Annotated in this window: 10 protein-coding genes; 2 read left to right on the top strand and 8 right to left on the bottom strand. The window is 52.6% G+C overall.

All coding sequences use genetic code 11. The annotated features are described in order from the left end of the window. Positions 1 to 62: 62 nt before the first annotated feature. The 3 genes from MKX50_RS22605 to ftsE form a co-directional block, all read right to left on the bottom strand. Entirely contained in the window at positions 63 to 1,283 is a 1,221-nt protein-coding gene (locus MKX50_RS22605) for a M23 family metallopeptidase (protein WP_155612600.1), read from the bottom strand. Positions 1,284 to 1,413: 130 nt separating this feature from the next. Next, positions 1,414 to 2,328 carry a permease-like cell division protein FtsX gene (gene ftsX, locus MKX50_RS22610; protein ID WP_155612556.1) on the bottom strand — a complete coding sequence of 305 codons (915 nt, stop codon included), beginning with the start codon at positions 2,326 to 2,328 and terminating at the stop codon, positions 1,414 to 1,416. Then, entirely contained in the window at positions 2,318 to 3,004 is a 687-nt protein-coding gene (gene ftsE, locus MKX50_RS22615; RefSeq protein ID WP_155612555.1) for a cell division ATP-binding protein FtsE, read from the bottom strand. The genes ftsX and ftsE overlap by 11 nt, the downstream gene beginning before the upstream one ends. A gap of 222 nt (positions 3,005 to 3,226) precedes the next feature. On the opposite strand from ftsE, the gene MKX50_RS22620 reads away from it, so the two are divergent. Then, positions 3,227 to 4,696, top strand: coding sequence for a VanW family protein (locus MKX50_RS22620; RefSeq protein WP_155612554.1), 1,470 nt, complete (start codon positions 3,227 to 3,229; stop codon positions 4,694 to 4,696). 142 nt (positions 4,697 to 4,838) lie between these two features. Further along, a complete protein-coding gene (locus MKX50_RS22625) occupies positions 4,839 to 6,140 on the top strand; it encodes an MFS transporter (protein ID WP_155612553.1) in 1,302 nt (433 codons plus the stop codon). Between the two features lie 69 nt (positions 6,141 to 6,209). Here MKX50_RS22625 and MKX50_RS22630 read toward each other — a convergent pair whose 3' ends face one another. The 5 genes from MKX50_RS22630 to MKX50_RS22650 all read right to left on the bottom strand — a co-directional run bounded on the left by MKX50_RS22630 (position 6,210) and on the right by MKX50_RS22650 (position 14,180). Beyond that, positions 6,210 to 6,938, bottom strand: coding sequence for a hypothetical protein (locus MKX50_RS22630; RefSeq protein WP_155612552.1), 729 nt, complete (start codon positions 6,936 to 6,938; stop codon positions 6,210 to 6,212). Positions 6,939 to 7,088: 150 nt separating this feature from the next. Beyond that, positions 7,089 to 9,170 carry an alpha-glucuronidase family glycosyl hydrolase gene (locus MKX50_RS22635; RefSeq protein WP_339157827.1) on the bottom strand — a complete coding sequence of 694 codons (2,082 nt, stop codon included), beginning with the start codon at positions 9,168 to 9,170 and terminating at the stop codon, positions 7,089 to 7,091. 15 nt (positions 9,171 to 9,185) lie between these two features. Then, positions 9,186 to 10,802, bottom strand: a complete 1,617-nt coding sequence (locus tag MKX50_RS22640; RefSeq protein ID WP_155612550.1) for a response regulator transcription factor — start codon at positions 10,800 to 10,802, stop codon at positions 9,186 to 9,188. Between the two features lie 220 nt (positions 10,803 to 11,022). After that, complete coding sequence (locus MKX50_RS22645; protein ID WP_155612549.1) at positions 11,023 to 12,330, bottom strand: ABC transporter substrate-binding protein; 1,308 nt, start codon at positions 12,328 to 12,330, stop codon at positions 11,023 to 11,025. Positions 12,331 to 12,440: 110 nt separating this feature from the next. After that, the gene (locus tag MKX50_RS22650) at positions 12,441 to 14,180 is read right to left on the bottom strand and encodes a sensor histidine kinase (protein WP_213593697.1); all 1,740 of its coding nucleotides are present in this window, start codon (positions 14,178 to 14,180) and stop codon (positions 12,441 to 12,443) included. Positions 14,181 to 14,234: the final 54 nt, after the last annotated feature.

A 14,234-nucleotide genomic window follows, 5' to 3' on the forward strand; every position in this document is an offset into this window, starting at 1 on the left:
ATCCGTTAATAAACGCATAATACTATTTTATAAGTGCTGGATACAAATGTCCAACGATTCCGCTACAAATACGGGGATGGGTCTACAGGGCTCCCGTTGATCCGCACTTCAAAGTGCAGATGCGGTCCTGTGGAGTTTCCTGTGCTGCCCACCTCGGCAATCTTCTGTCCGCGCTTGACCTTATCGCCCTTCTCGACCTTGATGCCGCCGTTGCGGATATGTCCGTACAGCGTCCAGACGTTGTCCCCGTGATCAATGATCACCGTGTTGCCATAGCCGCTCCACCACTCGGCAACGATAACCACGCCGCCTTCAGCCGCCCGGATATCCGTTCCTTGCGGAGCCGCAAGATCCACTCCCGTATGCTTCTTCACCTGTCCTGAGATGGGGTGAACCCGGGTGCCATAGTTGGAGGACAAGCGCGCACCGCTGACCGGCAGCGCCATCGAGCCGCCGTTTCCTTTAAATCCGCCGGAGCCGGAAGAGGAGCTCTTCTTATAAGTATACACTTGCGCAGCCTTGAGCTTGTTCTTCTCCTTCTCCAGAGCCGCGCGCTTCGTGGCCAGTTCTACGAGAAGCTTCTCCTGCTCCTCGCTGATATCATCCGATTCCTCGATCTCGGCATGATACTTCGCAATCAGCTGCTGCTTCTCGATTTCCTTCTGCTGCAGCTCGCTTCTGCGGGCTTCCGCATCCGCGTACAACTGCTTGACCTTCGCATAATCCTGCTCCAGTTGAGCCTTCTGCTCTTCAATCAGCAGCTTGTCCTGCTTATGCTCCTTAAGCAAGAGCTGGTCCTGATTCGCGATCGCCTGCAGCGAGTCGGCCCGCTCCAGGAAATCCGTGAAGCTGGTTGATGACAGCAGCACATCGAGATACGATACCGCCCCGTCGGTATACATCAAACGTACGCGGGAATCCAGCAGACCAGAACGCTCCTCAATCCGCGTCTCCGTCTCGCTCAGCTTGACCGCTGTCTCTCTGAGATTCTCTTCCGTATCATGAATCTGCAAGGAGATTTTGGCCAGCTCCGCGCTCACGACATCCATCTGTCTAAGAACTTCATTGAGATAATTCTTGTTCTTGTTAACGTAATGCTGAGCTTCCTGCTTCTGCTGGGCGGCCTTTTCCTGCTGCTGCTTGGCCTTCTTCGCCTGCTCCTGCAACTGCTTCAGCTCTTTATCGATTTGGTTTATTGTTTTGCTCTTAGCATACCCATTGTCAGGCTGGAAGATAATAACGGCTAAAGCGACAACGACTACAACGGAAATCCACTTTTTCAACTTCGCTTCCCCATCCTTCTTCATTTTGTTCTTGCATTCATCATTTCTGGCTTAAGAAAAGCACCGATCCCTTGCCATTCCCGGATGTAGTCGTCCAATTCTTCTTAACGCTGCTTTTCTATCAATTCAATTACACTTTAAGAAATCTGCGTATAGAAACTGTGCTTCCCCATATTCCGATGAGCAGACCCAGCCCGATCAACAATACCCCGATCTGGAATCCGACCTCATCCAGCGAAACGAGATGGAAAGCCAATGTGATGTCCTCTTTAACCGAAATGGCCAGCTGGTTGTATCCGAAAAATAGAACGCCGACGGTAATTACCGAGCCAATCAGTCCGATCAGCGCACCCTCCACAAAGAACGGCCAACGAATAAACATATTCGTCGCACCCACCAGCTTCATGATGCCGATTTCCCGGCGACGGGCCAATATCGTTACGCGAATCGTATTGGAAATCAGGAACATGGCCATCAGGCCGAGGCCTGCAACAAAGGCAAAGCCGATATTGCGAACGGCGCGGGTTATCTTGAACAGCTTCTCCGTCGTTCCTTGCCCGTATCTTACTTTATATATCGGTTCATCCGGATATTTCGTGTTGAGCTGCTCGATCTTGGAAGCGACGAACGGAACCGTCGTCGGTTCAACGACCTCCACCTGCAGCGTATCCGGAATTGGATTCGTATTTTCGTCATATCCCTCGAGCAGGTCCTTGCCCTCTTCCCCGAGCTGTTCACGGAAGTCCTTAAGCCCCTCCGCCTTGGATATGAAGGTTACCTTACTCACTTCCTCCATCGCCGCGATATCGTTATGCAGCTTCTGCCGCATGCTGTCATCGACGTTGGAATTCAGGTACGTCTTGATTTGCACCATGCTGTCCGCATCATCCGCGAACGCATTAACGTTAAGCACTAATAAAATGAATACACCTAAAATAAATAACGACACAACGATGGACGTAACGGAAGCTACCGACATCCAGCCGTTGCGGAAAACATTTTTCGAACCTTCCCGAAAGTGACGAAGGAGGGTGTTAAAACTCATAACCATATTCCCCTCTCTGTTCGTCCCGAACAATTTGCCCGTGCTCGATAGCGATAACCCGCTTCCGCATGCTGTTCACGATCTCTTTGTTATGGGTAGCCATCACAATCGTCGTACCCCTGAAATTGATCTCATCGAGCAGCTGCATAATCCCCCATGAAGTCTCCGGGTCTAGATTTCCGGTAGGCTCGTCCGCAATAATTACGGACGGATTGTTGACGATCGCCCTGGCGATGGCCACACGCTGCTGCTCTCCCCCCGACAACTGGGACGGATCGCGGTTTGCCTTGTTCTTGAGTCCGACGAGATCAAGCACTTCCATCACACGCTTCTTGATGACTTTCTTCGGCGCTTCGATGACTTCCAGCGCAAAGGCTACGTTCTCGTAAGCGGTCAGCTTGGGCAGCAGCCGGAAATCCTGGAAGATCACGCCGATATTGCGGCGGACATAAGGGATTTTCCGCTGTTTCAGCCTGCCGATATTGAAGCCGTTGACGGAAATTTGTCCTTTCGTGGGTACTTCCTCGCGATATATGAGCTTCATGAAAGTCGATTTCCCCGCACCAGAGGGACCGACGACATATACGAATTCATTGCGGTCTATCTGAACCGAGACGCCGCGAAGGGCGTGAGTTCCATTCGGATAGGTCTTATAAACATCCTGCATTTCTATCAATTCATCACGTCCTAAACCTTGATTCCTTAGTCTGTAGGCTGCTGTATTTCATTTCGACACTTTCCAGCCAATTCCTTTAAAAGCTGAGTTATTTCATCAGCCCGTTTTTTATTGTAACAAATATGTTACCTTTTGAGTACCCTGAACGGCCGAAAGTTTCCAGAATTTCATCATATATATGTTTGTACGCTGCCATGTTCTCGAATTGGAAAGGAGATGCGCATGAAGAGATTGCACCTTGTAACTATTTTGTTTTCTTGCGTTCTGCTTCTGTGGTCTGTTGTCTTTGGAGCTATATTTGTATATGCCAGCCGGGATACCGTGCCGCCCGGCGTCTCGATAAATGGATTGGATATCGGCAGTTTGAAACGGGACAAAGCCGTGGCTTTGGTAGAGGAAATGATCCTGAAAATGGAGCAAGAGAAGGTTGTCGTTACGGTACAGCAAACCAAAGTCAATTCAACATGGAAAGAGCTTGGCGTGCAATATGACGCCTCCCATTTCTACAACGAGCTTGACCGATTGTTTGAAGGTTCTCTATGGGAACGGGCGAAGGCCAGGTGGCATTTCCCCAAGCCCTGGGAACTGCATGTAAATTTGGACGAAAAAAAACTGCGCAGGCTGTTTACGCCACAGTGGGAGCAGAGCCGTTTCGGCAGCCCTACCGATGCCGTGCGCCTCATTTCCCAAGCCGACAAAATCACTTATCTGCCAGAGCGCTCCGTCAGCCGGATCGATTGGATTACTTTTGGAGCCATGATTCAGCAGCGCAGTCTGAAGGCTCTGCACCAAGAGAGCATACCCGATGAGAGAACCCGCCAGGCCAAGCAGGGGCTGCCTGTTCTTGAAGTACCGCTCTACACCCTCCGGCCCAAGGTGACCCTGGAGAGCCTGCACCAGCAGGGCATCGAGCGGAAGATCACCGAGTTCACGACCGGTCTGCACGGAAGCGGGGAAGGTCGGCGGCATAATATTGAAGCAGCAGCACGCACAATCGATGGAATGGTATTGGCTCCGGGGGAAACCTTTAATTACGAGCAGGTCATTAAGACTGCGGAGGACAAGTACGGCTTCCGGGAGGCCCCGGTCATTTTTGGCGGCAGGCTCGTTCCTGGTGTCGGAGGAGGCATTTGCCAAGTGTCCAGCACACTCTACAATGCCGTTATTCTGGCCGGATTGGATATCGTAGAGAGACGCAATCACACGCTGCCCGTCAGTTACGTTGCTAAAGGTCTGGATGCCACGTTTGCGAGGGGATATATCAATTTCCGCTTCAAAAATACGACCGGGCGCCACCTCCTCATTCATTCCCGGGTGAAAGACGACCAGTTGACCGTTAAGCTGTTCGGCGATGCGCCGGGCGACATCACTTATGATGTCGAATCCCTCACTACCCGGACGATTCCCGCCCCTACGAAATACGTTGCCAATCCCTCCCTTGCTCCCGGAACTGAAGAAAAGATTATCGAAGGCAAACCTGGCTATATTGTCGAATCCTACCGGATCAAAAAAATATCCGGCAAACCCGTAAGCAAAGTCAAGTTATCCCGGGATACCTATCCGCCTCAGCCTACCGTCATCGCCATTGCACCTGAAAACACGGGAAACACTCCGGCACCCTCAACGCCGGGCTCGCACGGCACGGCTCCAAAGCTCCTGCTGGAGGATGGCGTAAACGGGCCAAGCTTTTAAACGCAAAGGGATTCACTTTACCACGAGGAAATATATTAGGCTTTTTCCCTAACTTGACTATTGCTTGTAAAAGTTTTCATATGTTAAGGTTAAGCCAATTTTAATAAGCACGGCAACATTGATCAGGAGGAGTACTACAGCTATGACAAAAACAAAAAACGACGCACCTGTATTATCAGCAAGTGAAGCTGACACACACTCTTCCTCCGACCCGGACTCCAGTTATAACTCTGGTGCAACCCCCAAATCCGGCAACCGTCCGGCCGAACGACGGATTGGTGCAGCGGCCCTGCTGATTGCAGCCATCCTGCTTACGGCAGCGACGCTGCGTTCGCCTCTGACCGGTGTGGGCTCGCTGATTGGCGAGATCCAGAGCGGTACGGGACTGAGTCATACCGCAGCAGGAATGCTGACCACGCTGCCGCTGATCGCCTTTTCTATTTTCGCCCTTGCTGCTCCTAAGCTGGGCTGGCGGTTCGGTATGGAACGCACCATGTTCTTCTGCATGATTATCATGACCGCGGGAATCCTGCTGCGCTCCATGCCGAATAATCCGGCTCTGTTTCTCGGCACCGCACTGATCGGCAGCGCGATTGCCGTCTGCAACGTGCTGCTGCCCGGCTTGATCAAACGCGATTTCCCCCATCGCATCGGCCTGATGACCAGCCTGTACACCTCATCCATGAATGGCTGGGCGGCCATCGCCTCAGGAATCAGCATCCCGCTCTCGCGGAACGCCGGATGGAGAGGCGCTCTCGTCTACTGGGTGATCCTGTCGGCCGCGACGGCATTGGCCTGGATTCCGCAGCTGCGCCGCAGCGGCGATAAGAGCAGAGCGAAAGGCGCGAGCTCCTACCGCAAGACGGGAGCCGTCTGGAAATCGGCCATTGCCTGGCAAGTAACGATCTTTATGGGCTTTCAATCGATCATGTTCTACATAGGCATTTCATGGCTGCCGGAAATTCTCCAGGAGCAGGGGATGGCTCCCGGAACAGCCGGCTGGATGCTCTCTCTGATGCAAATCGCCAGTATGGCTGGCTCATTCCTGATGCCGCTCATCGCTTCAAGAACGCAAAGCCAGAAAGGACTAGCCGCCGGCTCTTCCGCGCTGTTCCTGCTCGGCTTCGGCGGAGTATGGCTCGGTTCCCCGGCTTTGGCCCCGCTGTTTATTATGGCTATCGGACTTGGCTGCGGCACCACCTTCAGCCTTGTCATCCTGTTCTTCGCACTGCGGTCGCGAACCGCAGATCAGGCGGCCGGACTGTCCGGCATGGCGCAATCCCTCGGCTACCTGCTAGCCGCCGTCGGCCCGACCCTGTTCGGCTTCATTCACGACCAAAGCGGCAACTGGACGGTGCCGCTGGCAACGATTACCTCACTGTCCCTGCTGACGATCCTCTTTGGATACGCCGCCGGGCGCAAAGGCTACATCGAAGCGGAATAACGGCGATCAACGAAATATCACAGCATGATTTCCGGTCAGGCAAAAATAGTTTAAGCGGACGGGAACGCCTTAGGGCGCCTGTCCTGCCCTGCCTACCGACGCACCAGGATCTGCCTCGTAATGTACCCTGTACTCCACGTGGTCTATCTCGCAGCCCGGACCGATCCGTATCGTATTTCCCCTGACAACCCCCGCTTTGGTGGCCTCCAGCACAATGTCATCTCCCTCAATCAGCTCGGCTGTTAAGCAGGGTGCTAATGAAGACGACAGCCAGGCTAACACACGGCTAGCCCCCAGCCTTTTGCGGACGCTGATGCGCTCGCCTCTAATTTCACTAGCACGGCATGCTCCGGCCATCACGATATCCAATTCTCTTGCGCGCAGTCTCCCGCAGACCTGGAGGAGGCCATGGACCTTCAGTGTTTCGTATTGTGCCGACCCGTCCAGCTTCATCCCGCCGTCGATATGTGCTTGTTCACCAACCGCTCCGCCCCTGGCCTGCAGCATCCCGTTAATGTTGATGCTGCTAAAGCTCACATCGCCATCCAGCTTCATCGTTCCATCCACACGCAGCTTCCCTCCGGCAATCGTCCCCGAACTACGGCCCGTTCCATTTAGGCGAAACTGCTCTGCGTATATCGAATTCGTCAGCTTCAATGATCCGTTCGCTGTAAACGAAGCGCATCTCACTTCCCCTTGGATTGTCGCGGCGCCATCGGTATTGATTTTTCCATAATTGCCGCCTGGCACCTGGCCCATCCCATTTATTCTTATATCCTTTGCTAACCGTTCCTCCAATTTCATCCACCTCACTTTGGTTACATCCATCATACGAAATGAGGCGATAACCGTAAAATAAAAACGCAAAGAACCCCGAATTCCAACCGAAGTTGGGGTTCAGGGTTCTCCATGGATGACACTTCCTCTTATCTCGTGCCAAAACAACTACTAGTAAATTACTCTATTATGCTGGTCCTTGATGCCCGATTTGCGGTAGAAGTAGGTATTGATGACATCCCGCCAGTGCTTGGCGCTCTCAAGCTGCTCCAGCAAACGCTCTTTCACATGGGCGAAGCGCTGCGGATCCAGCTTGGATTCCAAAGCATCCCAGCGTGCGATCCACTTCTCCACTTGCTCCACTCCCGCAAAGTGCGTGTCGTAAATATGCTGAATAACGGTCTTGCCAGATTTCAGCACATAGGTATAAGGAACATGGTGGAAAAATAGCAGCAGCTCATCCGGACAAGATTCCAGACTATCATACAATGCTGCATTAGCGCCAACATATTGGTGGGAATATCCCGTACCCGTAGCCAGGGTCCGGTCTACACCGATGCCGTCCCGGTCCGCGAAATGGTACGTTCCCCACTTGGAATATTCGTAGCCGTCCACGTCAGGTCCGTAGTGATAATGCGGCACAACCATCCAGCCCACGCCCAGCGGGGACGTATAGCTCTCATAGGTCGGCCAGGATTCCATCAGAATGTCCAGGATCGTACTCGCCACATCCTGGTTCACGCCAAAGGTCATGCTCGTCCATTCCTCAGCAATCTCCTCCGCGCTCAGCTCTGGATTCCAAAGCAGCCGGCCGTACCCATACAGATTGGATTGGGCGAGATAATGGCCCGTCCAGTTATAATCATCGCCAATGCTGGATACCGCTGTAATCCCGCTATGTTTATACGGATGAACCTGCCCGGCAACGATATCCTTCACCTTGCTGCCTTCTCCCTCGCAGAGGGTGTCGAATTCGAGCACTTCTTTCCACTGCGGAATCAAATAGCATACATGCCTTTGCTGTCCCGTATATTCCTGGGTGATTTGAAACTCCAGCATCTGATTTGTCTGCTTCATGGCTCCGAACAACGGCGATACCGGCTCTCTAACCTGGAAGTCCATCGGGCCGTTCTTGATTTGCAGAATGACATTGTCCTTGAATCTGCCGTCAAGCGGCTTGAAATGGTCGTATGCCGCGCGGGCCCGGTCGGTTTTGCGATCCCGCCAGTCCTGATGGCAATCGTAGACGAAGCATCTCCACAATACGAGCCCGCCGTAAGGCTCCAGCGCTTCAGCCAGCATATTGGCTCCGTCCGCATGATCCCGTCCATAGGTGAATGGCCCCGGGCGGTTCTCCGAATCCGCTTTGACCAGGAATCCGCCAAAATCGGCAACATAACGATAAATGTCCGCTGTCCGCTGCTTCCACCATTCCTGTACCGCTGGCTCCAGCGGGTCAGCCGTGGACGTGCCGCCCAGCTCGATCGGCGCGGCAAAATTCACGCTGAGATAGAGGCGAATGCCGTACTCGCGGAATACATCAGCAACCCGGGCAACGTCAGGCAGAAGCTCAGGCGTAATCAGCTTCGTTTCTACCTCGTGCACGTTCACGTTATTAATGGCGATACCGTTAATGCCAACGGAGGCCAGCAATCTGGCATATTCCCGTACGCGAGTCAGGTCGGAGACGATTTTGCTGTCCTGATAAAATATCGACTGGCCCGCATATCCGCGCTCAATGCTTCCGTCCATATTATCCCACTGGTTGACCATCCGCAGCTGATACTTCGGCGCTTCGACCAAATTCAGCCCATCGGGAGATTGACCCGCCGTCTGCAGCAGGCGCAGGAAATGAAATACACCGTAAAGCAGCCCCTTATCCGATCCCCCGGCAATAAGAATATAATCCTTGCCTTCACGGGCTGCCTTGCGAATGATATACCCTTCTTCCCCTAGGCGAGCCGCCTCCGCTCCCTCCACCGAATCGTTAAGCAGAGGATTGCCGGCACCGCCGATGGTTCCTAGAGCCACAAAGCGGTCCGCGGCTGCATTCGGCTCTACCGCAGGCTGCTTGCCTGTCAGCTTGGCTAGACCCTCCGTCAACTCTTGCACCGCTGTGCGGAACAACGGCGAGGGCCCTTCGCCCGCTGCCACGATATTGCTCAAATACCCTTCAAATAGCTGAATCGCTGCCGAACGTTCCACGGACGCTCCGCCGTACCGCAGCCATGCCAAATCATAATTGCTGTTCATTTTGCCACCTCTTCTTCATTTCACGATTTCCGTCGGGTTCATCCCCGTGATCTTCTTGAACACGGTGCTGAAATACGGAACGTTTTTGTATCCGACCATTTCCGCCACTTCGTAAACCAATGCTTTTTTCTCCATCAACAGTTCCCGGGCCTTCTCGATCCGTACTCTTGTCAAATAATTATTAAACGTCTCGCCCGTAATATTCTTGAAAATCATCGACAGGTAGTTGCGCGAAATATACACTTTATCCGCCAGCCCGGCCAGCGTAATATCCTCGGCATAGTGCTCGTGGATATATTCCATCATGAAGTCGACAGCCTGCCGGTGCTTGCCGTTGCCGCCCCATTCGCGGCTGCTGAACACAATGCCGATCTTGGCGCTAAGCCATTCGGCCAGCTCGGAGGGGCGCTTCAAATCGGCGATTTCCCGAGTGATGGAATCATTCGAGAAAATATCGTCAAGCACCGTCCCCATTTCATAAAAAGCAAAGGCGATAATTCCCCATAGCTCGCCTGCCAGCATGCCGACGTATGATTTCGTGATGCCTTCTTCTTTCTCCAAGCGCGTCATGTAATCCAAAATAATTTTACGCGCCTGATTCTCCTGCGATGTCCGGATGGCTCCGGCCAGCTCCAAATACAGCTTCACGGGCCGGATTGGCGTTCCTGTGCCTTCGCTGTGCAGTTCCTGCGCAAAGACATACAGATCATAACCGGAAACCGCGGGCTGGGGATTCAGATCAATGACGCGGAAGGCCTCTTCCGTCGAATTGCCGATCTCCCTGATGCTGCTCTTGCGCTCGCCAATTCCGATGCGGAGCTTCAGCTTCAAATAGCTCTGGACGCAATCGATCAGGCGGACGCCAAGCTGCTCCAGCCTCTGGCGCAGCTGCCCATCTGGCTCCGTACGGTCGCTGTGAATGATGACGACGGAGCGGTTCGTATGCAAATCGGTATATTCAAAGGAGGCAAAGGCCTCCTGGGTTAGCTCGCAAATAATGTTGCTGATTGCAAATCGAAGGAGGCTCCAGTCCGGCAAGCTCAGCTTCGTTGCCCGCTGATCACGGACCAATTCAATGCCGAGAACGGTATGATCGCAGTCGGCCCAATGACGATAGGGCGTTGGAATCTCCGTATCCAGACGGGAGTTCTGCAGGGTGCCCGCCGCTGCCGACTTAACCCATTCCTTCTCGACAAATGGTTCGTAAAGACGCAGCTTCTGCAGCAATTCATCCTGCTTCATGCGCTTCTCTTCCTGTTTCTCGAGATCGGCAATGGCCTGGCCCAGTACGGACTTCAAGGTAGGAACGCTGACCGGCTTGGATAGGTAATCACTTACGTTCAGACGCAAAGCCTGACGGGCATATTCAAAATCCGAATATCCGCTGAGGATGATGACTTTGCCCGCATACCCGGTTTGCCGCAGCTGCTCGATCATGTCTAGCCCGTTCATCACGGGCATATACAAATCCGTAATGACAATATCGGGTGAAGCCGACCGAATCATCTCCAGCCCTTCTTCTCCGTTCAGCGCCTCACCCGCCCATTCTGCATTCAGCTCGTCCCAAGGTATCGCTCTCCGAATTCCCTGCAGCACCGCACGGTCGTCGTCGATGATTCCAATCTTCCACATCTGTAGAGCCCCTCCTCTTGCAACATGATGTTTGCGCATGATGTTCAATTTGCTAATCTTATAATGATGATAATACGTCATGCCTGATAAGCTGTTAAGCCCCTCAGGCATGACGTTTTTTTTAGAGGTTGTTCAAAAAGTCATTCTTTGATCACGAAGTAAATCAGGCAGCTCATGCGACATCGAATCTTACTTTTTAAACACGCATTTAAAATTAAGTTTACTCGTATTCTTGCGCAGCTTTTTTCAAGGACTCGTAAGCTTTCTCTGGCGTCGTTCTGCCGAAGCTCAGCTCATCGCGCACAAGCGGGAAATCTTTATCAATGAAGTTAACCCAGCCTTCCGGCCCCGTCGTAAACGTTTGTCCGTCCGGAGTCGTTGCGTCGATCAGCTGCATGCCTACTTTCTCGCCTTCCGGCAGGTTCGGAATCAGGCTTTCTGCAATTTTCGCGTTGGCAGGCACGCCGCGAGCCGTTCCAAGAATTGTTCCTGCCTCTGGATCGTTAATGAACCAATCGATGAATTTCGCTGCTTCTTCCTTATGCTTCGAGTTTGGAGACAAGCTGAGGAACATGGATGGCTTCAGCCAGCCGCCCGCTTCTTCAGCACGTGGCATAGAGATGAGATCGAATGCTCCTTCTTTCATGCTGTCCCAAGTCGTGTAGTTGTTGGAGAAAGAGTAACGGAACAATACTTTGCCGTTAACCAGCAGGTCAGCTGTCGGATCCATTTCTTTGTCAGATGCGTTCAAATCCGCTGGAGGGATCAGGCCGTCGTTGCGCAGCTGTTCGAATTTCTTCGTCCACTCCAGGAATGTCGCTTCGTCGATGTTGAATTTACCGTCTTCGGTGATCAGCGTGCCTTTGCCTTTAGCATAGTGATAGGCGCTGAACATGAAGTAGTTGCCGGCATAGTCGAGTGTGAAATATTGGCCTTTAGCGAGCTTAGGCTTCACTTCTTCCGCCAGGGCGAAGAAATCATCCCACGTCCAGCCGTATTGTGGTGCAGCTACGCCCATTTTTTCCAAAGCAGCCTTGTCGTAGATCATACCGAATGCTACAGAGCCGAGCGGTACGCCGTATTGCTGGCCGTCTTTTTGGCCAATCGGCAGAAGGCTTGGCGTCAAGTCAGTCAGATTAACTTTGCCATCCAGCGCTTCCAATTGGTTGCGGGACGTCCAGTCGGAAATCCAGCCCGGATCCATTTGGAAAATATCCGGTTCGTTGTGCGCTGCCGCTTGAGTAGACAGTTTATCGAGATAGCCGTCCATCCCCGAGTATTCAGGCTCGAAGGTCACGTGCGGATTTTTCTCGGTGTACAATTCTAGCGCTTTCAGCGTAGCTTCGTGGCGTGGCTGGGATCCCCACCACATCACCCGCAATTTTACTTTCTCTGAAGCTGAATTGGATGCAGCCGGAGTATTGCCAGCCGTTGCTCCTGTGTTATCTCCTTTGCCGCCGCAAGCTGCCAGCAGCAAGGAACATACCAGCAATGCCGCAACAATCTGCAATCGCTTCCATTTCATCATGTTGACTTACCCCCTAAAAAGATAAATGTATTGTAGTCACTTTTTATCCTATCAATTCCTTGTAGATTGGAGTATAAGAGAGATGCACAATTTATTATAAAATCGTCCGATTATCTTTCACTTTTGCCCGGCGCCTCCTCCAGCCGCGGGAACACAATCGATACGACCGTCCCTCCATGCTCGCCGTCGGCAAGCGCAATATCGAAGGCTTCACCGAAATAAGCCGAGAATCTTTCCCTTACGTTCCGTATGCCGTAACCGCCCTTGCGCCGGTTATTCCCCTTATCATGATTATGGGAAAGTCCTATTCCATCGTCCTTGATGACGATGCGGATGCGTTCGCCCTCTTCTGTCACTTGAATGACGATTTTGCCGTTTTGTCTGGAATTGAACCCGTGAATGATCGAATTTTCTACAAAGGGCTGGAGCGTCATCTTCGGAATAAATAGCTTCTGCAATTCTTGGGATACATGCACTTCGTATTCCAGCCCGTCCTCCCATCTTAGCTGCTGGATTTCTAAATAACAACCGACGTGCGTAAGCTCTTCGCCAATCGTAATGAAGCTTTCTCCATGAGACAAGCCGATGCGGAACATACGGCCCATCAGCTCTAGGATGCGGCTCATTTTGTCCTGGCCTTCCGCAATCGCCATCCAGTTCAGCTGATCCAGCGTATTATAGAGAAAATGCGGGTTGATATTCGCCTGCAGCGCTTCAATTTCGGCCTTGCGCTGCTGCTCATAACGTTCGGCAAGCGACAAATAAAGCGCCTCAATCCGCTCATTCAGCCTGCGGTAGCCCGCAAACAGCACGCCGAATTCATTGGTATAATCGCTCGTGAGCTCCGGCTGCGCTCCGCCAACGACATAAGTCTTCATCGCCTTGACAAGCTGGGCCATCGGCTTCATAAACTGCCGGCTTAACCAGAGCGTCAGCAGGAAGGCCAGCAGCAAGGCGCCAATGCCGATCGAAATAATCGCCCCGGCCAGCTTCACGCTGCCTGCCGTAATTTGCTTCCATGGCGTGATCTCAACGATCATCCAGTCGGAATCCGCCACCTTGGAATAAACGATGAGGTTCTCGACGCTGTGCGGCTGCGTATTAAGACGGAACACGCCGGACTCGCCCGTAAACCGCGGATCGGACTCCACCAGACCGGCTTCCTGCAAGGACTTCCCGATGCTGAGCAGCTCCCTGCCGTTCCTATCCAATAAGATGCGGTTCGAATCCTGAGAGTATCCCTCGAGCATGCTCCGGATCCAGTCAGCCTTTACATGGACGACCAGAATGCCCATAAACCGTGTATTATAATAAATCTTCCGTGAAAAGCTCAGCACAGACGCTTCTCCCTTAAAAGTTGAAATCTGATGTTCCTCTGACCAAGCGAAGTCGTTCTTCTCCAGAGCCGCATACCAGGGCTGCTCCTCCGCCGCTTCCAGCTGGTGAAACTGGATATAGCTCTGATTGTCTCCCCATTGCGGCTGCTCCAGGAACAAGTCGATCGCCTGGATTTGCGGAATCGAATAGGTTAGATGGGCCAGTGCCTGCTTGATGCCCATCGACCTCCGGTAGCGGTCGAACATGTCATCCTTGCCTGACAGAAATGCAAGCAAATCGTTATCTCTGGAAGTCGTCAGAGAGACCTGCTCAATCGATGTAAGCCTGCCCGTAATTTCATTGTTCAGCTCCTCCAGCAGCCGTTTCTGGTAATAAGACGTATTTTCGGCCAGCTCGCGGGAGGAGATGGCATAACTGATCCATACCGTACTGGCCAGCACGAGCGTAATCAGGCCGCCGAAGCAAAGGATGAACAGAAGATCAATGCGGTATCTTTTAAATGGATTAGTCATAAGGACGTCCCCTTTTCCATATGCGTTCATCATCTAAAAAAACATTGAAGCTGT

It is taken from the genome of Paenibacillus sp. FSL W8-0186 (assembly GCF_037969765.1).
Taxonomy (GTDB): Bacteria; Bacillota; Bacilli; order Paenibacillales; family Paenibacillaceae; genus Fontibacillus; species Fontibacillus woosongensis.

Excerpts from the sequence above, each read along its gene's own strand:
- ftsX (WP_155612556.1), bottom strand. The coding sequence starts at position 2,328 with ATGAGTTTTAACACCCTCCTTCGTCACTTTCGGGAAGGTTCGAAAAAT.
- MKX50_RS22620 (WP_155612554.1), top strand. The coding sequence starts at position 3,227 with ATGAAGAGATTGCACCTTGTAACTATTTTGTTTTCTTGCGTTCTGCTT.
- MKX50_RS22625 (WP_155612553.1), top strand. The coding sequence starts at position 4,839 with ATGACAAAAACAAAAAACGACGCACCTGTATTATCAGCAAGTGAAGCT.
- MKX50_RS22635 (WP_339157827.1), bottom strand. The coding sequence starts at position 9,170 with ATGAACAGCAATTATGATTTGGCATGGCTGCGGTACGGCGGAGCGTCC.
- MKX50_RS22640 (WP_155612550.1), bottom strand. The coding sequence starts at position 10,802 with ATGTGGAAGATTGGAATCATCGACGACGACCGTGCGGTGCTGCAGGGA.
- MKX50_RS22645 (WP_155612549.1), bottom strand. The coding sequence starts at position 12,330 with ATGATGAAATGGAAGCGATTGCAGATTGTTGCGGCATTGCTGGTATGT.
- MKX50_RS22650 (WP_213593697.1), bottom strand. The coding sequence starts at position 14,180 with ATGACTAATCCATTTAAAAGATACCGCATTGATCTTCTGTTCATCCTT.